The organism is Mycobacterium sp., assembly GCF_035603715.1.
Classification (GTDB): domain Bacteria; phylum Actinomycetota; class Actinomycetes; order Mycobacteriales; family Mycobacteriaceae; genus Mycobacterium.
Window position 1 is genome coordinate 1 of record NZ_DATNJW010000048.1, and the last position, 22384, is coordinate 22384.

General features: G+C 65.4%; 20 protein-coding genes. 14 read left to right on the forward strand and 6 right to left on the reverse strand.

Annotated features, from left to right (window positions below; genetic code table 11):
• Positions 1 to 105: 105 nt before the first annotated feature.
• On the reverse strand, positions 106 to 1293 hold the full coding sequence (locus VN856_RS01780; protein ID WP_325685553.1) for a thiolase family protein: 1188 nt from the start codon (positions 1291 to 1293) through the stop codon (positions 106 to 108).
• A 111-nt stretch (positions 1294 to 1404) separates the two neighbouring features.
• On the opposite strand from VN856_RS01780, the gene VN856_RS01785 reads away from it, so the two are divergent.
• Genes VN856_RS01785 through VN856_RS01795 form a run of 3 tightly spaced genes read left to right on the forward strand, consistent with a single transcriptional unit; the run spans position 1405 to position 4629 of the window.
• Positions 1405 to 1863 carry a MaoC family dehydratase gene (locus tag VN856_RS01785; RefSeq protein WP_325685555.1) on the forward strand — a complete coding sequence of 153 codons (459 nt, stop codon included), beginning with the start codon at positions 1405 to 1407 and terminating at the stop codon, positions 1861 to 1863.
• Positions 1860 to 3053: a thiolase family protein gene (locus VN856_RS01790; protein WP_325685557.1), complete on the forward strand. Its 1194-nt coding sequence runs from the start codon at positions 1860 to 1862 to the stop codon at positions 3051 to 3053. Before VN856_RS01785 ends, VN856_RS01790 begins: the two co-directional genes overlap by 4 nt.
• A gap of 4 nt (positions 3054 to 3057) precedes the next feature.
• Entirely contained in the window at positions 3058 to 4629 is a 1572-nt protein-coding gene (locus VN856_RS01795; RefSeq protein WP_325685559.1) for a class I adenylate-forming enzyme family protein, read from the forward strand.
• Here VN856_RS01795 and VN856_RS01800 read toward each other — a convergent pair.
• Both VN856_RS01800 and VN856_RS01805 read right to left on the reverse strand, forming a co-directional pair.
• A complete protein-coding gene (locus VN856_RS01800; RefSeq protein ID WP_325685561.1) occupies positions 4595 to 5893 on the reverse strand; it encodes a helix-turn-helix domain-containing protein in 1299 nt (432 codons plus the stop codon). The two genes, VN856_RS01795 and VN856_RS01800, sit on opposite strands and share 35 nt — an antisense overlap.
• A 20-nt stretch (positions 5894 to 5913) precedes the next feature.
• Positions 5914 to 6228, reverse strand: a complete 315-nt coding sequence (locus tag VN856_RS01805; protein WP_325685563.1) for an acyl-CoA synthetase — start codon at positions 6226 to 6228, stop codon at positions 5914 to 5916.
• Between the two features lie 121 nt (positions 6229 to 6349).
• Between VN856_RS01805 and VN856_RS01810 the strand changes: the two genes are divergently transcribed.
• Positions 6350 to 7549 (forward strand): amidohydrolase family protein, encoded by a 1200-nt coding sequence (locus tag VN856_RS01810; RefSeq protein ID WP_325685565.1) that lies wholly within the window; start codon positions 6350 to 6352, stop codon positions 7547 to 7549.
• On the opposite strand, the gene VN856_RS01815 is transcribed toward VN856_RS01810, so the two are convergent.
• Positions 7546 to 8700: an acyl-CoA dehydrogenase family protein gene (locus VN856_RS01815; protein ID WP_325685567.1), complete on the reverse strand. Its 1155-nt coding sequence runs from the start codon at positions 8698 to 8700 to the stop codon at positions 7546 to 7548. The genes VN856_RS01810 and VN856_RS01815 overlap by 4 nt on opposite strands.
• A gap of 334 nt (positions 8701 to 9034) precedes the next feature.
• Between VN856_RS01815 and VN856_RS01820 the strand changes: the two genes are divergently transcribed.
• The 3 genes from VN856_RS01820 (at position 9035) to VN856_RS01830 (ending at position 12801) form a co-directional block, all read left to right on the forward strand.
• Positions 9035 to 9229, forward strand: a complete 195-nt coding sequence (locus VN856_RS01820; protein ID WP_325685569.1) for a ferredoxin — start codon at positions 9035 to 9037, stop codon at positions 9227 to 9229.
• A 75-nt stretch (positions 9230 to 9304) separates the two neighbouring features.
• On the forward strand, positions 9305 to 11581 hold the full coding sequence (locus VN856_RS01825; RefSeq protein ID WP_325685571.1) for an acyl-CoA dehydrogenase family protein: 2277 nt from the start codon (positions 9305 to 9307) through the stop codon (positions 11579 to 11581).
• A gap of 29 nt (positions 11582 to 11610) precedes the next feature.
• On the forward strand, positions 11611 to 12801 hold the full coding sequence (locus VN856_RS01830; RefSeq protein ID WP_325685572.1) for an acyl-CoA dehydrogenase family protein: 1191 nt from the start codon (positions 11611 to 11613) through the stop codon (positions 12799 to 12801).
• A gap of 3 nt (positions 12802 to 12804) precedes the next feature.
• Here the strand turns inward: VN856_RS01830 and VN856_RS01835 are convergent, their stop codons facing one another.
• On the reverse strand, positions 12805 to 13812 hold the full coding sequence (locus VN856_RS01835; RefSeq protein ID WP_325685573.1) for an acyl-CoA dehydrogenase family protein: 1008 nt from the start codon (positions 13810 to 13812) through the stop codon (positions 12805 to 12807).
• 94 nt (positions 13813 to 13906) lie between these two features.
• On the opposite strand from VN856_RS01835, the gene VN856_RS01840 reads away from it, so the two are divergent.
• Genes VN856_RS01840 through VN856_RS01865 form a run of 6 tightly spaced genes read left to right on the forward strand, consistent with a single transcriptional unit; the run spans position 13907 to position 20359 of the window.
• The gene (locus VN856_RS01840) at positions 13907 to 15424 is read left to right on the forward strand and encodes a fatty acid--CoA ligase family protein (RefSeq protein WP_325685574.1); all 1518 of its coding nucleotides are present in this window, start codon (positions 13907 to 13909) and stop codon (positions 15422 to 15424) included.
• Positions 15425 to 15439: 15 nt separating this feature from the next.
• Positions 15440 to 16291 carry a mycofactocin-coupled SDR family oxidoreductase gene (locus VN856_RS01845; protein ID WP_325685575.1) on the forward strand — a complete coding sequence of 284 codons (852 nt, stop codon included), beginning with the start codon at positions 15440 to 15442 and terminating at the stop codon, positions 16289 to 16291.
• 10 nt (positions 16292 to 16301) lie between these two features.
• Entirely contained in the window at positions 16302 to 17597 is a 1296-nt protein-coding gene (locus tag VN856_RS01850; protein ID WP_325685577.1) for an FAS1-like dehydratase domain-containing protein, read from the forward strand.
• A 9-nt stretch (positions 17598 to 17606) separates the two neighbouring features.
• A complete protein-coding gene (locus VN856_RS01855; RefSeq protein WP_325685579.1) occupies positions 17607 to 18749 on the forward strand; it encodes an acyl-CoA dehydrogenase family protein in 1143 nt (380 codons plus the stop codon).
• 10 nt (positions 18750 to 18759) lie between these two features.
• Positions 18760 to 19515: an enoyl-CoA hydratase-related protein gene (locus VN856_RS01860; RefSeq protein ID WP_325685597.1), complete on the forward strand. Its 756-nt coding sequence runs from the start codon at positions 18760 to 18762 to the stop codon at positions 19513 to 19515.
• A gap of 46 nt (positions 19516 to 19561) precedes the next feature.
• Positions 19562 to 20359, forward strand: a complete 798-nt coding sequence (locus VN856_RS01865; protein WP_325685599.1) for an alpha/beta hydrolase — start codon at positions 19562 to 19564, stop codon at positions 20357 to 20359.
• Between the two features lie 26 nt (positions 20360 to 20385).
• Here the strand turns inward: VN856_RS01865 and VN856_RS01870 are convergent, their stop codons facing one another.
• Complete coding sequence (locus tag VN856_RS01870) at positions 20386 to 21024, reverse strand: NAD(P)-dependent oxidoreductase (protein ID WP_325685581.1); 639 nt, start codon at positions 21022 to 21024, stop codon at positions 20386 to 20388.
• A gap of 124 nt (positions 21025 to 21148) precedes the next feature.
• Between VN856_RS01870 and VN856_RS01875 the strand changes: the two genes are divergently transcribed.
• On the forward strand, positions 21149 to 22378 hold the full coding sequence (locus VN856_RS01875; RefSeq protein ID WP_325685583.1) for a CoA transferase: 1230 nt from the start codon (positions 21149 to 21151) through the stop codon (positions 22376 to 22378).
• Positions 22379 to 22384 lie beyond the last annotated feature (6 nt).

Genomic DNA, 22384 nt, shown 5'->3' on the forward strand with positions numbered 1-22384 from the left:
TCGGCCGGAAACTTCACCGCACCCGACGAACGTCTGCGCGACGCGAACAGCACCGCGCGGTCGCCGTCGACCCGGAACAAGCCCTCGGTGATCAGTGCGGTCATCTCAGGCGACCTCGATGACCATCGCGGCACCCATGCCCCCGCCGGCGCACATCGACAGCACGCCGATGCCTCCACCGCGCCTGCGTAGTTCGTAGATCGCTGAGGTGACCATCCGGGCGCCGGTCGCCGCGATCGGGTGGCCGAGGCTGATGCCCGAGCCGTAGACGTTGACGATCTCCTCGTCGAGACCGAGTTCGCGGGCGCACGCCACCGCCTGGGCGGCGAACGCCTCGTTGATCTCGAACAGTGCCACGTCCTCGAGCTTGCGGCCGGCCAACTCGAGCGCCTTCGGAATAGCCTTGATCGGCCCACTGCCGGTTCGCGTCGGATCCAGTCCGACCTGTGTCCAGGACAGCACGCTTGCCAGCACGTCCTGCTGGGTGTGCGGGCTCGCCAGTGCCACCACCGCGGCGGCATCGTTGATGCCGGAGGAGTTTCCGGCCGTCACGGTGAAGCCGTCGATCTCGGGATGCAGCACTTTCAGACCCGCCAGCGACTCCATTGAACTGCCGCGTCGGGGATGCTCGTCGTCGGCGAAGGTGATCGTGCTGCCGTCGGCTTGGGGGACCTCGATGGGGATGATCTCGTCGACGAACGAGCCCGCGTCGATGGCCTTGATTGCGCGCTGATGGCTGCGCAGCGCCCACTCGTCCTGATCTTCGCGGGTGATTCCGTACTGCAGGTTGCAGTTGTGCGCGACGGTGATGGACATGTCCATCGCGGGTGCTTCGGCGGTCGGCGGATGCGACTCGGGGAACCACTGCTCGTAGTCCTCCGGGGACTTCCCGGTAGTGAAGGGTTTGCGCTTCTGCATTATCGGGCCGGTGGACAGCGATTCCATGCCGCCGGCCAGAATGGCGCGGCTCATTCCGGACGCGATCTGACCCGCGCCCACGGCGATGGCGGACAGGCTCGACGCGCACTGCCGGTTGACGGCCAGCCCAGGAACGTCGAGTAGCCCGAGGGCCACTGCGATGTAGCGGGCGCTGTCGCCGCCGCCCTGCATGCTCTCGGCCAGGACCAGGTCGTCGAAGTCCGCCGCGTCAAGGCCGGATCGATCCAGCACGGCCGCGACGACGGGCTTGGCGAGCTCGATCGCGGGCATGTTCGCCAGCGTGCCCTTGCGTGCGGTTCCGATCGGTGTGCGGGCAGCGGCCACGATCGCTGCGCGGGACGTGGTGGTGGCCATGTGTCTCCCAAGATCGTCAAAGTTGACGGGCTGCTTGCCCGATGAGCGAGGCCAGTCTATACCGTTAAATAGATATCGGTATGTGGGCACAGGCGACGTTGGGAGCAGCCCGTGAAGGTGATCAAGTCCGTGGACGATGCGATCGCGACGGTCGGAGAGGAACTCGGCGTCAGCCGGTGGGTGGACATCGACCAGAGCCGGATCGATTCGTTCGCCGACGTCACCATGGATCACCAATGGATCCACGTCGACGTCGACAAGGCGAAGGCCGAAAGCCCCTACGGCGCAACGATCGCGCACGGCTTCCTCACGCTCTCACTGATCCCCGGCGTGAGCAAGGACAACTACCGCGTCGAGAACGCCAAGATGGGCATCAACTACGGCCTGAACAAGGTGCGGTTCCTGTCCGCGGTCACTGTGGGCAGCCGCATTCGGGTCAGGTCCGAACTCGCAGACGCCGCCAAGGTGGCCGACGACACGGTGAACCTGACCGTGCGTCACACCGTCGAGATCGAGGGCGTCAACAAACCCGCCGCGGTCGCCGAATTGATCGCTAGGTTCGTCTGGTGACTGGCGGTCCGTTCGACGGCAAGGCCGTCCTCACCGGGGCGGGCAAGTCCCAGGTCGGCCGGCGGCTGGGCCGAACGGGATTGGACCTCACCCTCGAGGCGGTGCTACGGGCGATCTCCGACGCCGGGCTGGGCATCGACGACGTCGACGGGATCGCCAGCTACCCGGGTCCGGGTGTGCCCGATCCCGGTTTCTCCGGAGCCACTGTCCAGGAGGTCCGCAACGCACTCGGCCTTCGCTCCCGCTGGTATGTCTCGTCACTGGAGACTGCCGGCCAGATCGGCCCGGCGATCGAGGCATGCATGGCGGTCAGTCTCGGGCTGGCCAACCACGTCGTGGTCTATCGGTCGGTGTGGGAATCCACCGCCGCGCAGCAGGCAGGTGGCGGCCGGGCTTCGGTGCTGTTCGGCGGCGGCGCGTTGCCCCCGCACCTGGAGTGGTCGGCGCCTTTCGGCGCACTGTCGGCGGCGAACTGGCTGGCGATGCCCGCCCAGCGCTATATGTACGACTTCGGCCTGACCCGTGAGCATTTGGGCCGCATCGCGATCAACGCGCGCACCAATGCCGGACTCAACCCGGACGCGATCTATCGCGAACCGATGACGATGGACGAGTATCTCGGCGCGCGGATGATCTCCGAGCCGCTGTGCCTCTACGACTGCGATGTGCCCTGCGACGGCGCCACCGCCGTGATCGTGTCCCGCCGTGACGCCGCCAACGGCCTGCCGCGACACCCGTTGACGGTGGAGTCGGTGGGGCCCGGCATGTTCGAGCGGGCGACGTGGGATCAGCGATCGGACATCACCACGATGGCCGCCCACGACTCGGCTGCCACGCTGTGGGAGCACACCACGTTGACTCCCGCCGACGTCGATATGGCCCAGCTCTACGACGGTTTCACCTTCCTGACGGTGATGTGGCTGGAAGCGATGGGCTTCTGCGAGCACGGCAAGGTCGGCGAATTCCTCGGCGACGGTTCGCATATCGCACTGGACGGTGCGTTGCCGATCAACACCAGCGGTGGGCAACTCTCCGGCGGTCGCCTGCATGGCATGGGCTTCCTGCACGAGGCATGCGTTCAATTGTGGGGCGAGGGCGGCGATCGGCAGGCATCCCGCACTCCCGAGGTCGTGGCCGTGGGTGTGGGCGGGGGACCGGTGGCCGGATCGATGCTGTTGAGCAGCCGGTAGGTCGATGGCTGCGGTCGACGACATGACGCTCGGTGACGTGGTCACTGACAACGCGGTGCGCTTTCCCGACGTCGTCGCATACCGACACGGCGACCGCAGCGTCACCCACGCACAATTACGGGACCGGGCAGTCCGATTGGTGTCGGCAATGGCCGCGGCCGGGGTGAAGCGCCAGGGCCGCATTGCGGTGTTGAGCCGCAACAGCATCGAGTTCGGCGAGCTGAACGCGGCCGCCCACCTTAGCGGAATCATCATGGCCACCATCAACTTCCGGCTCTCGCAGGAGGAGATCGGCGATGCGCTCCGCCGGGTCGCCCCTTCGATGGTGTTCTGCGCCGAGGAGTTCGTGGCGCTGATCGCCGATGTCGCAGCCGCTATGCCGTCGGGGCCGATGCTGGTGACCATCGGGGGAGAGGCCCCACCCGGGACCATCGGTTACGAGCGATTCATCCAAGGAGCCCCCAGCGGCGAGCTCGAATTCGTCGCGCGACCCGACGACATTGCGTACCTGCTGTTCACCAGCGGCACGACGGGTGCGTCCAAATGCTGCATCCTCGGCCAGCGGGAGATGCGCCGCGTCGTGTTCACGATGAACAGCGAGATGCGTTGCGGCAGCACCGATCGCGGGCTGATCAACATGCCGATGTTCCATTTCGGTGCGCTCGGGATTATCGGCGGACTGCACGCCCGCGGCGCAACGGTGGTGCTGCAGCAACAGTTCGACGCCGCCGACGCGGTGCGGTTGATCGCCGAGGAGCGGATCACGGTGCTGCACCTGGCACCGGTCATGCTCAAGGCACTCCTAGACGAGGTTGGCGACAACTCAGCGGTGAAATCGATTCGCACGGTGGTCTATTCGGCCGCACCGATGACAGCGCACATCCTGCGGCGGGCGCTCACCGCGCTGCCGGATGCGGGCTTTCTCAACCTTTATGGCCAGACCGAAGTCATCGTCTCCGGACTGCCCCGCGAGTTCCACATTCTCGACGAACCGGACGCTGTCGAGCGGCTGACTTCAGTGGGCTTCCCATTTCCCGGCACCCGGGTACGTATTGTCGATGAGGTCGGCGACGTCGTACCCGCGGAGCAGGCAGGTGAGATCGTCGTGCGGTCCAACTCCATGTTCCGCGGCTACTGGCAGGACGCGGCGGCAACCCAGGCGACTCTGCGCGACGGGTGGTGTCGCACCGGCGATATGGGCCGCTTGGATGGTCGGGGGCTGCTCTATTTGATGGACCGCAAGAAGGACGTGATCATCAGCGGCGGGGAGAACATTTATTCGCCGGAAGTCGAGGACGCGGTCTGTGCGGTGGACGGAGTAGTCGCCTGCGCGGTCGTCGGCGTGCCCGACGACCAGTGGGGCGAAGCGGTCTGCGCGGTTGTGGTGCCGCGCAGCGGTGCATCGCTGACGCTGCACGCGGTGCAGGAGGGCGTGCGGCAACGGCTGGCGCGCTACAAGGTGCCTCGTCGACTGGTGTTGGTCGCCGACCTGCCGGTACTGGCCAGCGGCAAAGTCGATAAGAAGCAACTGCGCGCCGACCTCAAGAGCGCAAAAGCGCACGGCGCAACAGTTTGACCATCAACGTTGCGGCCCGCTCGTCGCTGTGCGATGCGCTTGCCCCCGTTGGCTCAGACATCCGTCCCAGGACCGCCACGAACACCGCGCCCGCCACATCGGCGTCGACGCCGGGCGGCAGGTCGACGGTGGACAGTAACGCGGCAACCGATTGGAAAATCGCGCCAATGCCGTGATCGACGTCGGCATCGGAGAGCTGTTCTGCCACCGTGCCGTCGAACCACGCCCGGATCACGCCCCGGTAGGTGCGATGGAACCGGACATAGCCGTGCATCCACTCGGTCAGCGAATCGGCGGCCATGGCAGGTAGGGCGGCGGCGTGCTCCTCGATCTCGACGACCGCTCGACGAGTCAGCTCGGCAAGGATCTTGTCCTTGGTGCTGAAGTACCGGTACAAGGTCGCGCGGCTGACATCGGCGGCCGCGGCGATTTCCTCCATGCTGATGGCGTAGTAGCCGCGTTCGGCGAACAGAGCCGAGCTGACCGACAACACGTCCTGCGGAATCGGCGATCCCGCCGCCTCCGTAGCCGCTGGTGTCGCCGCGGCACCGTCGAGGACCGGTCCCGGTATTTGTACCCGCCCGGTTGTCACCTCCGGTGCCACCGCTCGCAGCACGTCGGCCGGTGTGTCGGGAAACAGCATCAATTGCAATGCGACGGTCAACGACCACGTCACGGTCCCGTGGGCGGGCAGCGGGAACATTGCCCGGTAACGGTAGAGATGAACCATGTGGGGAATCCGTCCCAGTGCTGCGGCCGCATCGTGGGCGTCCAGATCCCGCACGCGCATTCTCCGCAGCCGATCGGTGACCGTTTCATGGAACTGGTCGGCAGCCGTGCCCGCATCGATGACAGCTAATCCCGTGGCTGTGCCGATGCCCGGGAATTCGGCGAACACCGCGGCGTGGGCGTCGTAAATGACGGACCATTCCACTAGCCAGTGGTGCAGCGCCTTCATTCCATCGATCGTCGGGCCGAGTCCGCTTAGGTGCTCGGCATGTTCGAGCACGTCGCGTTCGGCCAACGCACTCAGTTCGCGGAAGATCTCCTCCTTGCCGGCGAAGTATTGATACACGGTCGCACGTGAGGAGCGGGCCGCCTTGGCGATCGCGTCCAGCGAGGTCGCGTGAAATCCGTTGGCCAGGAACACCTCCGCGGCGCATCCGAGTATGCGGTCGCGGGTGTGCAGACCGCGGCGTCCCACACCGGCATTGGCCGCGGGGGCGTAGCCGGAGCGCCGCAACTTGTCCGGAGTCCGGGTCATGCCAGAAGTATCAGACACGCTCATCGGGCCGACGGCGCCCCAGGTAGGTTGCGCTTGGCCTTGCCGGGATAGCCGAAGAACTTCTCGAAGTTGGCGTCGTTGATGGGCTGTGCGCTGTTGCGATCAGCCGCCGACCGCAGCGCCTCGAGCCGGGCTTGGGCCTTCTCGAGCGCCTCGACCGGCCCGGATGTCGCCAAGCGTTGCACCTCCTGTCCAGCCGCGGCGATCTCGAGGCGAAGCCGTTCGCCCGCCTCGCCGAAGGTCAACAGGTCGTGGTCGTCTTCATCGACCTTGTCCCGGCCTGCGCCGTCAGTGGGTCGGTTCGTGAATTCCATGTCGCGCCTCTCAACGTCTAGACGAATGTGGCGTACGTCATATAGTCTGTGAGACGAACCGTCAGAAAACAAGACCGTATGTCAGAAACGTACGACAGCTCGTTAGATGCGAAGGAGCATCATGCCGCTTCAGGACGACCACCAGATCGTGTCCGTCGACGACCACTTGGTCGAGCACCCGCGGGTGTGGCAGGACCGGTTGCCGAAGAAGTACCTCGAACAGGGCCCGCGCATCGTCGACGAAAACGGTATGCACCTGTGGCACTACGACGGGCAGGTCTTCCCGACCATCGGCCTGAATGCGGTCGCCGGCAAACCGCCGGAGGAGTGGGGCATGGATCCCGTCCGCTACGAAGACATGATTCCTGGCTGCTACGACCCGGTTGCCCGGGTCGCCGACATGGACCTCGATGGTGTGCAGTCGGCGTTGTGCTTCCCGTCCTTCCCTGGATTCGGCGGTGGCACCTTCCAGCGTGCCGATGACAAGGACCTGGCGCTGCTGTGTGTCAAGGCGTGGAACGACTTCTACATCGACGAGTGGTGCGCGGTGGCCCCCGAGCGCTACGTCCCGCTGGCGATCCTGCCGACATGGGATATCGACGCGTGTGTGGCCGAGGCGGAGCGTGTCGCCGCAAAGGGTGCGCGCACGATCTCGTTCCCGGACAGCCCGGTGCCGTTGGGTCTGCCATCGTTCCACTCAGACCACTGGGACGGCTTGTGGCGCGTCTGCTCGGACGCCAAGATGCCGGTGTCGCTGCACTTCGGGTCCGGCTCCTTCGTGCCGGGTTTCTCGTTCTCCACGATCAAGCCGGTTCCGGGTCAGATGGCGGTGCCCGACGCACCGTTTGCGGTCGCGACGGCGCTGTTCTCCACGAACCTGATGTGGTCAACCGTCGACCTGCTGTTTTCCGGCAAGCTGCAGCAGTTCCCGGATCTACAGATCTCGCTCGCTGAAGGCGGCATCGGTTGGGTGCCTTACATCCTGGAGCGAACCGACTATGTGTGGGAGCGGCATCGCTACTACCAGAAGATCGATTTCGACACCCGTCCGTCGGATCTGTTCCGCAAGCACTTCTGGGGCTGCTTCATCGACGACGAGCACGGTTTGACGAACCGGCACAGCATCGGCATCGACCGGATCATGCTCGAGATCGACTTCCCGCACAGCGATTCCAACTGGCCGAACTCGCGCAAGCGGGCAGCCGAGGTCCTCGCCGACGTACCCGACGAGGAGTGCAAGCTGATCGTCGAGGAGAACGCTCGCCGGATGCTCAACTTCCCGCGGGTGAAAGCCGACGATCGGCAGCTGGCCGGCGTCTAGAGTTTGCCTCGCGAGACCAACTGGGCGGCAATGACATTGCGCTGTATCTCGTTGGTCCCTTCGCCGACGATCATGAGGGGGGCGTCGCGGAAGTAGCGCTCGACATCGTATTCGGTGGAATAGCCGTAGCCGCCGTGGATTCGGACGGCGTTGAGCGCGATTTCCATAGCCACCTCCGACGCGAACAGCTTGGCCATCCCGGCCTCCATGTCGCAGCGCTCGCCGCTGTCGTATTTCTCTGCGGCGTAGCGGGTGAGTTGGCGTGCCGCCGTGAGTTTGGTGGCCATGTCAGCCAAGTAGTTGCCAATTGACTGGTGCTTCCAGATCGGTTGGCCGAAGGTCTCCCGCTGCTGCGCATATTTCAGCGCGTCCTCGAAAGCTGCGCTCGCCACCCCCAGCGCCCGCGAAGCCACCTGAATACGGCCCGTTTCAAGGCCTTTCATCATCTGCGCGAATCCTCTGCCCGGTTCGTCGCCGAGGATCGCCGAGGCCGGTACGCGGCAGTCGTCGAAGGACAGCTCGCAACTCTCGACGCCCTTGTAGCCCAGCTTGGGCAGGTCGCGTGAGACAGTGAGCCCCTGACCGTGTTCGACCAGGACGATCGAAATGCCCTTATGGCGTGGTACTGCGTGTGGATCTGTCTTGCACAGCAGCGCGATCAGGCCGGACTTGCGGGCGTTACTGATCCAGGTCTTCGCCCCGTTGATCACCAACTCGTTGCCCTCGGCTCGTGCGGTGGTCGTCATCGCCTGCAGGTCCGAACCGCCGCCAGGTTCGGTGAGCGCCATCGTGGCACGCATCTCCCCGCTCGCCATCCGGGGCAGATACTTCTGTCGCTGTTCTTCGTTGCCGTACAACGAGATCAGCTTTGCTACCACGGTGTGGCCGCCCATCGCGCCGGCCAGGCTCATCCAGCCACGGGCCAGCTCCTCGGTCACTTCTACGTAGCAAGGCATCGACACCGGCGAGCCGCCATATTCCTCTGGCACGGCAAGACCGAAGATCCCAATGCGTTTCATCTGCTCGATCCAGGCCTCCGGGTACTCGTTCGCGTGCTCGACTTCGCGGACTGTGGGCTTGACGTCGCGGTCGATGAACGTTCGCACCGTATCGACCAGCATGGTCTCTTCGTCGTTGAGCGCGAATGTCATCGCACTGCTGCGCGATACCCGAGCGCAGATTCGGTGGTTTTCATTCCAGACCTCTCCGTCGCCGATACGGCGCAGGGTCAACAGGGCAGCGACATCCGGTTGCCGGCGCGACCTCTTCTTCGTACCGGATAGCACTGTCAGAATCAAGTAGACTACTTAAGGCGGATACCGCCATACATGCCATGAACAAGCGGGTATAGCGCTGTCGAATGTGGACACTACTGTCAGAATAGACGAGGTCTACCGGTCTCTCAAAATAGTTAAAGCTTTAGTCTTATGCTGGCAACGTGGACGAAGCGTGCGCCGCGGGACGGTCGAGCGAAGGAGAGATCGTATGAAGGTTCGGCTCGAGCAGTCGAAGTGCGTGGGTCATGCCCAGTGCTATGCCGTCGACCCGGAGTTGTTCCCAATCGACGAGTCCGGCTACTCCATCCTCGAGGAGCACGAGGTGCGGCCCGAAGACGAGCAACTCACCCGGGACGGGGTAGCCGCATGCCCCGAAATCGCCCTGATTCTCGAGGACGGCTGAGGGCCTGCTTGCCAAGTGGGCGCCCTAACCGGCACACTGCTGACATAGTTAACCAGGTTGACTTTGTGGAGTCTCATGCAGACAGCTGATTGGCGGCCCCGGCTCGAGTCGCTTCTCGACGACTTCCGTCGTCGCCAAGCGGATGCCGCTCGGTCAGGTGACAAGCCTGACCGCATCGAGGTGGCCCGGGCCTGGCACGCCGAACTGGTCGATCACCAGCTGGCCGCTCCGGGGTGGCCGCGCGAGGTCGGTGGATTGGACCTGCCGCTGGCCGATCAGCTGGACTACTACCGGATGACCACGGATGCGGGCGCGCCGCCACACCCGTGTCCGCTCTCGTTCATCCTCGCCCCGACGTTGATCGCGCACGGCACGCAGCAGCAGAAGGATCGATTCCTCACGCCGTTGCTGCGTGCGGACGAGTTCTGGTGTCAAGGGTTTTCCGAACCCGGGGCGGGCAGCGACCTGTCGTCGCTGTCCACTCGCGCGGTCCGCGACGGCGACGTGTACCGGGTGACGGGTCAGAAGGTGTGGACCACGATGGCCGATCGCGCCGACTGGATGTTTGCGCTGGTTCGGACGGGGTCGGGAGACAAACCATCCGACGGCATCACCTATCTGCTGATCCCGATGAACAGCCCGGGAATCACCGTGCGTCCGCTGCGCGACATCAGCGGCGCCGCGCATTTCGCCGAGGTCTTCTTCGACGACGTGGCGGTGCCGGTCGACAACGTGGTCGGTGAGGAGGGCGCGGGCTGGTCGATCATGCGAACCTCGCTGGGCCACGAACGGGCCACCGCGTTTCTGGCCGACGAGTTCAAGTACCGCCGCACGGTCGACCGGGTGATCGATCTCGTTGTCTCCCAAGGTCTCGACGACGACCCGCTGGTCCGCCAGGACGTCGCGCGGCTGGAATCGGGGGTTCGCACCATCGCCGCCAACAGCGCCCGGGCCTTGGCCGCAGTGCTGCGCGGCGAAGATCCCGGCGGGGTAGCCTCGGTGAACCGACTGGTGAAGTCGGAGTTCGAGCAGCACATGCACGCGCTCGCGTTGCGAGCGGTCGGTCCCTACGCGGCGCTGGGCAGTCGCGCGGCCGACGCCGTCGACAACGGGCGCTGGACGTTCGGCTACCTGATGAGCCGGGCGACCACGATCGGCGCGGGAACCGCGGAGATCCAGCGCAACACCATCGCCGAGAGCGTGCTCGGGCTGCCGTCGCACCGGGGTGAGGGCACTCGCGCGGCCGCCGTCACGCCCGGCGCACCGCTGGCCGTGCCCGAGGAGGACGAACGCGAACTGCGGGAGGTGCTGGCGGCGACACTGCAGGCCAAGGTCGACGTGGCGAAATTGCTCGATCGCAAGCGACCCATCGATGCGGCAGAGCCCGAAGTATGGTCTGCGCTGACCGATTTCGGCTTACCGGGTCTGGTGGTCGACGAATCCCTTGGCGGCGCGGGCGCACGACCACGTCTCCTGTACGCCGCCATCGAGGAGGCCGCCAAGGCATTGGCGCCCGCACCGCTCGTTCCGACGGTGATCGCGCTCGACGTCGCGTTGCAGTGTGGGGCAAAGGCTTTGGTGCAGCGGATCACCGCCGGCGCGGCGGCCGCGTTCGCCGTACCCGTTAACGACAGCGGGTGGATGACCAGCGGCCCAGAGTTGCCCGAGTGGGACGGAGAGTGCCTTTCCGGTGTGGTGCCGGTCGTCGCCGGAGCGCCGAACGCCGAGGTGTTGGTGGTGCTGGCGCGGGTCGCCGACAGCGGTGAGGTTTTGGTCACCGTCGACGTCTCCGCCGACGGTGTCGACGTGACGGCCCAGCAGCCACTCGACCTGACTGCCACCATCGGCACGGTGACGTTGACCGCGGCCGAGGGTGAGGTGATCGCCGACGCAAACGACGTTGCACGCGTGCTCAGCACGGCCCGCCGTCAAGCGGTTCTGGCCGTGGCGGCGGACTCCGTCGGGGTTGCCTCGCGCGCATTGGCACTGGCCGTGCAGTGGGCAGGCGAACGGCATCAGTTCGGTCGCGCGATCGGCAGCTTCCAAGCGGTGTCGCACCGTTGCGCGGACATGCTGGTCGCGCTGGAGGGCGCGCGAAGCCAAGTGCTGGCGGCGGTGGAGGCCGATCTCGAAAAGTCCGGATACCTCGCGGATTTGGCCGCGGCGGCCGCACTGGATGCCGGTGTCACTGCTGCCGAGGGTGCGCTGCAGATCCACGGCGGCATCGGCTTCACCTGGGAGCATCCGATCCACCTGCTGCTACGCCGCGCTAAGGCGAACGCCGTGCTGATCGGCCGCGCCGAAGCGCTGCGTAACCGGGCGGCCGGAGAAGTGTTGGCGCTGAGCCGCTAAGACGTCAGATCGAACAGGAAGACGACAACGTGGAATACGGAATGGGTCCCGAAATGGAGGCCTTCCGCGCCGAGGTACGGGCCTTCATCGCCGAGCATGCACCGCCTATCCCGCCGCGGGCGGGCGTGCGCAGCGCGGAGAACGAAGCCGAGCTCAAGGCAATTCAGGACTGGACCGCGCGCCTGTTCGACGCCGGCTACGTCGGCGCGGACTGGCCCTCGGAGTTCGGCGGCCGCGACGATCGCTCCGCTGAACACGCGATCGTGGTGGCCGAGGAGCTCGCCCGGGCGGGAGTGCCCGGCGTGCCGAGCGGCAACGCGTTGGCATCGCACGCGCTGATCCATTACGGCACCGAAGAACAGCGCCGCAGGCACCTGCCCGAGATCCGGGCCGGTCGACAGCTGTGGTGCCAACTGTTCAGCGAACCGGGCGCAGGAAGTGACCTGGCGTCGCTGCGCACCCGCGCGGTGCTCGACGGTGATACCTATACCGTCAGCGGGCAGAAGGTGTGGACCACCGACGGGCACTGGGCCAACTACGGATATCTGTTGGCGCGCAACGATTCCGACGCCCCCAAGCACAAGGGCATCAGCGCGTTCATCCTCGACATGGCCAGCCCGGGCATCACGGTCCGCCCGCTACGCGAGTTGACCGGCACCTCGGACTTCAACGAGGTTTTCTTCGATTCCGTCGAGGTGCCTGCCGAGGCGATGATCGGAGAACCAGGACAGGGCTGGGCGATCGCCAATGCCACGTTGGGGCACGAACGCACCAGCGTGGGCGCCGCGGTCGTCAAGTTGAAGCTGGCCATTGACGGACTGGTCGGACTCGCGTCGCGCGTCACCCTGGACGGTCGTCCCGCGATCGACAGCGATCGGATCCGTGATCGGATCGGCGAGTTCAGCGCCGAGGTGGAGGCACTGTCCGCGCTGACGTATGCCAACCTCACCCGTTGGCTGCGTGGCACCGAACGCATGCACGACGGCGCGATGGCCAAGCTGATGTTCAGCGAGCTGAATCTCGAGATGGCGTGCTTCGCTGTAGAACTCGGCGGCGAAACCGGCACGTTGGTGCAGGGAGACCCGAATGTCCTCGACGGCGGTCGCTGGCAGGACGAGTGGCTGTACGCCCGCGCCTACACGATTGCCGGTGGCAGCTCGGAGATCATGCGCAACCTGATCGCCGAGCGGGGCTTGGCACTGCCGCGGGACCGGCGCTGAATGTCACGCGCTGAGCAGTGCCGCGCGGTGTTCGGCGACGCTCCCGTTGAAGGCTTCGTCGACCTTGATCCGGCGCAGGAACAGATGCAGATCGTGTTCCCAAGTGAACCCGATGCCGCCGTGCACCTGCAGCGCCGTGCCGGCAACCTTGGCGGCCGCCGATTTCGTGTACGCCGCCGCCGCGGACGCGGCTCGGGACCGTGCAGCGGCCGACGCGGTGTCCAGTGCGAGCGCCGCGGCCCACAACGTGGCTCGGCCGGCCTCCACCGCGACGGCCATGTCGGCGCAGTGATGCTTGACGGCCTGGAACGAGCCGATCGGCGCGCCGAATTGCTCGCGCTGCCCGGCGTAAGAAACCGTCATGTCGAGCAGCCGGGCCGCCGCGCCCAGCGCGTCGAACGCCCGGTGCACCGCCAACGCGTCGCGCAGCAACGCCAGTGTGCCGGTGGGCAATCGCGTCCAGTCGGCGATTGTCGCGTCGAGGTCCAGCCGCGCCCACGAACGGCTCAGATCGAGCGTCGACATCCCCGACGGCGTCGGGTCATCGAGGACTACCAGATACTCGTCACCTCCCACCTGACCGGCCACCGCGATGGAGTCCATATCGGCGGCCATCGGCACCGGACGGGTGACCCCGTTCAGCCGCAGCCCATCGCCATCGAGAGCGGCGTCGGGACCCAGCGCCAATCCGGTCAACTTGCCGTCCTCGGCGGGCGAGTCGACGTGGTTGAGCAGCCAGGCCGTAATGGTCAGATCCGCGACCGGGAGCGAGCTGATCGCGTATCCGTGCTCCTCGGCCACGACGGCGAGATCCACATGGGTGCCGCCTATTTCGAGAGTGAGCAGTGCCAGCAGACCCGACTCAGCGGCATGCGCCACGGCCGCGGAGTCGATGGTGACAGGCGCCGCGTCCAACGTCGCGCGGACCCTGGCGATGGGATCGTTTTTTGTGAGCCAGCCGCGCTCCGCCGCGGCGAGTTGGTCCTGTTCTTCTGTCAACCCGAAGTCCATTGCAAACGCCTTTCACAAAGTTGACCTAGTAAACCATGTCCACTAGCTTCAAGAGAACGGCTATCCGCCGCGGAAGTCGATCCGGAAAGTCACGATGACGAGCATCCACGAGGCGCTGGGCCGGCTCTGGGACGCCAACGACCACGACCGCATGTTGGAGTGCGATGGACGTTGGGCGTCCTGGGGTTCCGTTCGGTCGCTCACCGAGCGGATCGACAGGGAGCTCAACGCCGCCGGGTGTCAGACTGGTGGCCGGGTCGCTGTCGTGCTGTCCAATCGCATGGAGTCCGTCGCAGCGCTCATCGCAATTTTCCGGGAGGGACGCACGCTGGTGACCATCAGCCCGCTGCAGCCGCCAGACCGGCTGAGCGACGACCTTGCGGCGTCCGCGGCGTCCTTCGTCCTTGCGCCGTCCGCGTTGTGGTCCGAGGACGTATTCACCGGTGCCGTCACCGACCTCGGTGCGACCGGATGGAGTCTTGACGACGGCGAACTCGCCATCCGGGTACGGGGCACGAAGGAAGCGGTCAGTGGCGATCCGGCGGTTGCCATCGAGATGCTCACTTCGGGCACCACGGGCGCGCCGAAGCGCATCCCGTTGACCCGCGCACAATTGGAGGCTTCCCTGGCGTCGGCGTTGCAGCACAACGACCGTGCAAACGCCCGGACCAAACCCCCGTTGTCGGGCACCGTGGGCCTGGTGACATTGCCCATCGTGCACATCGGCGGGCTGTGGTCGTTGTTGCAGTCGCTGGTCGCCGCCCGTCCGATCGCGATGCTCGATCGATTCACGGTGCCGGGCTGGCACGCCGTGGTGAAGCAGTATCGGCCCGCGGTGGCGGGACTGCCCCCGGCGGCCATGCGATCGGTGCTCGAATCCGACATCCCGCAAGAGGACCTGGCGAGCGTCCGTGCCATCAATGCGGGTACCGCCGCCGTCGACCCGGCGTTGGTCGATGCGTTCTTCGAGCGGTACGGCATCCCGATCCTCGTCGTCTATGGCGCGACCGAGTTCTCCGGCGCGGTGGCCGGCTGGACCGTGAAGGACTTTCACGCGCAGTGGGTCGACAAGAAGGGGAGTGTCGGAAGGGCTTTTCCCGGCGTGCAGTTGCAGGTCGTCGACGAGCATGGTGCGGCCCTCGGCGCCAACGAGAGTGGCAGGCTGCAGGTCGCTACGCTGCAGGCCGGCGGTGCCGGAGACTGGATCACGACCAGTGACCTAGCGCATCTCGATGAAGATGGCTTCCTCTACATCGACGGTCGCGCAGACGACGTGATCGTCCGCGGCGGCTTCAAGGTGTCCCCGGAGATCGTCGTCCGCGCACTCCGCGCGCACGCGGCGGTTGCGGATGCGGCCGTCGCGCCCGTGCCAGACCAGCGGTTGGGCCAGATTCCCGTTGCCGCAGTCGAGTTGCGCCCCGGGGCAACCACCGATGGCGAGGCGCTCCGCGAGCACTGCCGGGCCACGCTGACGCCCTATGAGGTGCCGGCCCATGTCTTCGTGTTCGACGAGTTGCCGCGTGGCGCTGCGCTTAAGGTCGACCGGCGCAGGCTGATCGCGATGCTGGAGGACCATGGAGTCCCGGCTGAAACCCTAGCAACGCCAACCTGATTAGAGAGAGACATCATGGGTCGAGTAGAGGACAAAGTGGTTCTGATCACCGGGGGCGCCCGTGGTCAGGGCCGCAGCCACGCCGTCAAGCTGGCAGAGGAGGGCGCGGACGTCATCCTCTTCGACATCTGTCACGACATCGACACCAACGAATACCCGCTGGCGACATCGCGCGATCTCGAAGAAGCCGGTCTGGAGGTGGAAAAGACCGGTCGTAAGGCGTACACCGCCGAGGTCGACGTCCGCGACCGAGCGGCGCTGAACCGCGAACTAGCCAACGCGGTAGCCGAATTCGGCAAACTCGACGTAGTCGTCGCCAACGCGGGCATCTGTCCGCTGGGTACTCATCTGCCGGTTCAGGCCTTCGCTGATGCCTTCGACGTGGACTTCGTGGGTGTCGTCAACACCGTCCACGCCGCGCTGCCGTATCTGAAGTCCGGTGCGTCGATTATCACCACGGGGTCGGTCGGCGGACTGATCGCCGGGTTACAACCCCCGGGTGCGGGCGGCCCGCAGGGCCCCGGCGGTGCAGGTTACAACTACGCCAAACAGCTGGTCGACTCCTACACGCTCCGGCTCGCGGCGCAGTTGGCACCACAATCCATCCGTGCCAACGTCATTCATCCGACAAACGTGAACACCCCGATGCTCAACAGCGAGCCGATGTACCGACAGTTTCGACCGGACCTTGAAGCGCCCAGCCGCGACGATGCCCTGCTGGCCTTCCCTGTCATGCAGGCGATGCCCACGCCTTACGTCGAAACCGCGGACGTCTCGAACGCGGTCTGTTTCCTGGCTTCTGACGAGTCCCGATACGTGACAGGCCTGCAGTTCAAGGTCGACGCCGGCGCCATGCTGAAGTTTTAGGGAGGAATCAATGACCACCACCGAGAAGACCGTTGCCGACGCGGCCGCTGAAGAGGGCCGGATTACCGACGAGGACATCGAACGCGCCAAGGGGCAGATCGGAATTCCCGTTCACCAGCGCGACGAAGCGTGGAACAAACTGCCGTCAGCCGACGCGATCACGCACTTCGCCTTCGGCTGCGGCGACGACAACCCGTTGTTCCACGATCCGGCGTACGGGCCGTCGACGCGCTGGCACGGACAGATCGCATCGCCGACCTTCCCGATTGCGACGGGCCTGGATCAGACCCCAAAGTTCACCGATCCGGAGCGAAAGAAGCTGTTCCGCGGGCTGTTCCGCGGGACGGGCAAGTACTACTCGGGGGTGAAGTGGACGTGGTATCGCCCGATCTACGCGGGTCGGCCGGTGTTGGCGGAGAACTACACGCTCGATGTCCAAGTGAAGGAGAGCGAATTCTCCGGTGGGCGTTCGGTCAAGGAAACCTACCGGTATCTGTACGTCGACATCGACGGCAACCCGATCGCCACCCGCGACGAGTCGTACATCAACGCCGAGCGTCATGGCTCGAAGAAGTCCGGGAAGCTCAAGGACATTCAGCGCAAGCACTGGAGTCCCGAGGAGTTCGCTCAGGTCGAGCAGGAGTACGAGGCAGAACGACGGCGAGGCGCTGATCCGCAATGGTGGGAGGACGTCTCGGTCGGCGACGAGCTTCCGGGAATCATCAAGGGCCCGTTGACCGTCGTCGACATTATCTCGATGCACATGGGCTGGGGCTGGGGTGGCTACGGTGTGGGGCCGCTGAAATTCGCCCACAACTTGCGCAAGCGGATGCCCGCCTTCTACCAGCCGGATGACTACGGTGTCCCCGACGTCGTGCAACGACTGCACTGGGATGCGGGACGGGCTCAGGCCCTGGGTATTCCGGCGCCATACGACTACGGCCAGATGCGCGCCGCGTGGGTGAGCCACTTGCTCACCAACTGGATCGGTGACGACGGCTGGCTGGCCGAGATGGACCTGCAGCTTCGCGGCTTCAACTACCACGGAGACGTACACCGGTGCACCGGCACGGTCACCGCAAAGGGTGACGGGGCCGATGACCCGGTGGCACTGGACGTCTTCGCCACCAGCCAGCGGGATGAAACCACCACGCGGGGAACCGCGAAGGTGTTGCTGCCTTCGAAAAAGACTGGCGCCGTGGTGCTGCCGGTCCCGGATGCCGATCTGAGGAGGCGGGGCGCGCAGGTCGTTTCACGAGTCTCTGGCAAAGTCGGTGAAGAAATGCGACGACTGTATGGAGAGTGAGATCAACACATGAAAAGACTCGTTCTGGAGCCGGAGCACGAGGCGTTCCGCGAGACGGTCCGGCAGTTCATCGATCGTGAGTTGGTACCCAACGCCGAGCAATGGGAGAGCGACCGTCTCGTCGACCGCTCGGCGTTCGTCGCCGCTGGCAAGTACGGCCTGATCGGGTTCAACATGCCGGAGCAATACGGCGGTGGCGGCGTCGACGACTTCCGTTTCAACGCGGTGATCGATGAGGAGATCGCCCGCTACGGAGGACCGGCGCCGTCGCTGAGCTTGCAGAACGACGTTGTGGGACCGTACTTCTCGTCGCTGGCCAACGACGAACAGAAGGAGCGTTGGCTGCCGGGCATCATCAGCGGCGAACTGATCGTCGCGGTCGCGATGACCGAGCCTGGCGCGGGAAGCGACCTGGCCGGTATACGGACTTCGGCCGTCCGTGATGGCGACGACTGGATCATCAACGGCGCCAAGACGTTCATCTCTTCGGGTATCAACGGCGACTTGGTGGTGGTGGTCTGTCGAACCGACCCTGAAGCCGGCCACAAGGGCTTCACGTTGCTGGTGGTCGAGGCGGGCATGGAGGGTTTCAGCCGCGGCCGCAAGCTCGACAAGATGGGTTTGCACTACCAGGACACCGCCGAGCTGGCCTTCGAGAATGTGCGGGTGCCGTCGGCGAACCTGCTGGGCAAAGAGGGACGCGGCTTCTATCACCTGATGCACAACCTGCCATCCGAGCGGTTGTCCATCGCCATCTCAGCCATCGCCGGCGCGCGGGAGACCTGGCGGCAGACGTTGCAATATGCCAAGGACCGTAAAGCTTTCGGCCAGCCGATCGGTAGTTTCCAGCACAACCGATTCCTGTTGGCCGAGATGGACACCGAACTCGAGATCGGCGAGCAATACATCGACAGGTGCCTACAAGCGGTCGTGGACGGGGAACTGACCGCGGTCGAAGCGTCGAAAGCCAAGTGGTGGTGCACCGAGACCGCCAAGAAGGTGATCGATGGCTGCGTCCAGTTGCACGGCGGCTATGGCTATATGACGGAATACCGGGTTGCGCGCGACTATATGGACAACCGCATCATGACGATCTTCGGTGGCACAACCGAGATCATGAAGGACATCATCGGACGCGATCTCGGGCTGTGATCCCGCTGTGGTGAACGGCATCTCGGTCGAGCACGACGACGCAGTCCTGCGGATCCGGCTGGATCGGCCGGAGAAACTGAACGCCGTCGACACACCAATGCTCGAGGAGCTGTCGGCGCGGCTCGGTGACGCCGAGGCGGACGAGTCAGTCCGTGCCGTGTTGCTCGCCGGTGCCGGGCGAGCGTTCTGTTCCGGCGGAGACCTCACCGGCGGTGACACGGCAGGCGCAGCTGATGCCGCCAACCGAGTGGTCCGGGCGATCACCGCACTACCCAAACCGGTCGTCGCAGGGGTACATGGTGCGGCGGTCGGATTCGGCTGTGCGCTGGCGCTTTCCTGCGATCTGGTGGTGGCCGCGCCATCCGCGTACTTTCAGTTGGCCTTCAGTCGGGTGGGGCTGATGCCGGACGGCGGCACGTCCGCGCTGCTCCCCGGGCTGATTGGGCGAGCGCGCACGAAGCGCATGGCGATGGCGGCTGAAAAAGTGTCCGCAGCAACGGCGTTCGACTGGGGGATGATCGCGTACCTCACTGGCGAGAACGATTATCGGTCTGTGCTGGCCGACGTGCTGCGGTCGGCCTCCGGCGGTCCGACATTAGCGTTCGCCTGGACCAAGCGCGCGCTGGCCGCCGCGACCCTGACCGAGCTCGAGCCGGTACAAGCGCTCGAGGCCGAGGGGCAGTTGGCTTTGGTCGAGACCGCTGACTTCAGGGAAGGTGCGCGCGCCTTTCAGGAACGGCGCACCCCGAATTTCCGTGGCCACTGAACAAAGGAGAGTCGACATGACAGCCAACAAGGTACGAGTAGACGGCCTGGACATCGAATACACCGACACCGGGCAGGGACCCACCGTCCTGTTCGTGCACGGCGTCTACGTAACCGGCGCGTTGTGGAACGACGTCGTGGCCGAACTCGGTGATGGGTTTCGCTGCATCGCGCCGACCTGGCCGCTGGGCGCGCACGGCACACCCACCGACGGCGCCGATCTTGGCGCCGAGGCGGCCGCTCGGCGCATCGTCCATTTCATGGAGGCCCTCGACCTGACCGACGTCACGGTGGTGGCCAATGACACCGGCGGCGGCCTGGTGCTGGCGTCACTGGGCGATCCAGGTCTGGACACCTCACGCATTGCCCGCCTCGTGCTCACCAATTGCGATAGCTACGAACACTTTCCACCTGGCTCCTTCTCTCAGATCGTTAAGCTGTGCCGTTTCAGCTCCAAGGTGGGTGGAGGAATTGTGCGCCTGTTGGCCACCGGACCAGGACAGAGCTTCTTCCTCAAGGCGGTGTCCAAGCACCCCCCGACCCCGGAACGGCGACGCGAGATCTTCGGTGCGTTCGCCACTAGCGGAGCGGCCCGCCGCGACGCGGTCACGGTGACCGCCTCATTGGATCCGGCTCTCACATTGCGCGCCGCGCCGGCGATCGAGGCGTTCGACAGACCTGTCACTTTGACGTGGGGCACCGAGGATCGGCTGTTCCCCCTCGACCACGCCCGCCGGCTGCACGACGCATTCCCGCATGCCACGTTGATCGAGACCCCCGGCAGCTCCACCTTCGTCATGATCGATGCACCCGGAAAGCTCGCCGAAGCGATCCGCAACGGTTGAAGCCCTGAATTATCCGAGCCTGGTTATCAGTTGCTGATGGCTGGCGCCGCTCGCGAGAACGTTGTATCGGTGAGTTGGGCGACGAGGAAGGTGGCGATATCGGCACGCGACATCGCGGACCCCACCTTGGCGTGGCCGAGAAAGCCCGCGCGGACAGTACCTTTCGGCTTCCCGCCGGTGGGTCGGGTGATGCGCGCGATGGTCCAGTCGAGATCGGACTGGGTGACCGCTGTTGTCATGCCGACCAATTCGTGCAGCGCATTGGGAAACAGCAGTCCGGCAATGACCGGCAGGATCGTGGCTTTCAGGGTTGGGCTGTCGCGCTCATCGGGCACAGATGGCGTCGCCAGCCCGATGTAGCGTCCGACGTGTTCGCTCTGCATGGCGGCGACGATGTTCTTGGTGCCGTCGGCCACCGGAGTGCCCTTGGAACCGCATCGCAGCAGCGGACCGAGCGCACTGATCACCGCATCCGAGCCGCGGACCGCCTGCTGGATCCGCGCCTCGTCGGACAGCTCACCGGAAATAGTCACCAGGCGTGGATCCTTATGGCCCAACTTGCCGGGATTGCGGACGTACGCGGTCACTCCGTGGCCGCCGATCAGCAGGTCGTCGACGACTAGCCGACCGATCTGTCCGGTCGCGCCGAAGACGGTGACTTTCATGTCGGTCCCTTGGTCGAGCAAGTTGCCGGCTAAAGATTACGCGTTGATAGTAGACCTCGACGTTGCTTACCTAGTAACCTATGTTGGCACTGAGTCAGCGTGCCCGGCAGGACAGAGGTGAGCGATGCAGAAACCGATGACCGGCGTACGCGTGCTCGAAGTCGCGCAATTCACCTTCGTGCCTTCGGCCGGCGCGGTCCTCGCCGACTGGGGCGCCGACGTGATCAAGATCGAGAACCCGGTGACAGGTGACGCGCAGAGGGGACTCGTCACCGTCGCCGGTCGCTCCGCGACCACACCGGGAGTCTCGTTCTCGCCGACCGTCGAAGCCCCCAACCGGGGTAAGCGCAGTGTCGGACTGTCCCTGGCGTTGAAGCAAACCCGGCCGGTGTTCGAAGAACTCGTCCGGCGCAGCGACGTCTTCTTGACCAATGTGCTGCCTCAGGCGCGTGCGAAGCTACGGATCGACCTGGATGAGGTACGGCGTATCAATCCGTCGATCATCTACGTCGCGGGCAGCGGTTTCGGGAGCGAAGGGCCCGATCGTGAGACAGGCGCACACGACGCGACCGCGTTCTGGGCGCGCGCCGGCAACGCCGATGGAGTCACCCCAACGGAATCCGAAGTGCCAACCGGGATGCCGGCCGGCGCGTTCGGCGACAACATGGGTGGCATCACCATCGCTGGGGCGGTGGCCGCCGCCCTTTACGGCCGGCAAGCGACGGGGCAGACGTCCGTCATCGACGTGTCACTGCTGGCGGTCGGGGCATGGGCCAACCAATCCAGCGTCAACCTCGCCATGCTTTACGGCTGTCCGCTGCCGAAGATCGACCAGCGGACGCAAGCCCCGGGCAATCCGCTCACCGGCGCCTACCGGTGCTCGGACGGCCGCTTCATTCAACTCTCGATGCTTCAGCCCACGAGGTACTGGAGTTCGGTCTGCCGGCTTTTCGGACTCGACGCAGCTGCCGAGGACGAGCGATTCGACTCGCTCGAGTCGTTGGCGGCCAACGCCGATGAGGCCACCGCGTTGCTCGCCGACGCCATCGGATCGCGAACCTTCGACGACTGCACCCGGCTGCTGAGTCTGCTGCGAGGCCAGTGGTCTCCGGTGCAGGATGCCTGGGAGGTTGCCCACGACGAGTCGCTGATCGCCAACGGGCGCATCGCCGACGTCAGGGATGCCCAGGGCAATCAGCGACGGCTGGTGGCGAACCCGGTGAAGTTCGACGAAGCCGCCGCCCACCTTATGCGTGCGCCGCTGTTCGCCGAACATACCGACGAAGTGCTGCGGGAGCTCGGCATTAACGACCACGACCTGATCGAACTGAAGATCGAGGGCGCCATCACCTGAGCGCGA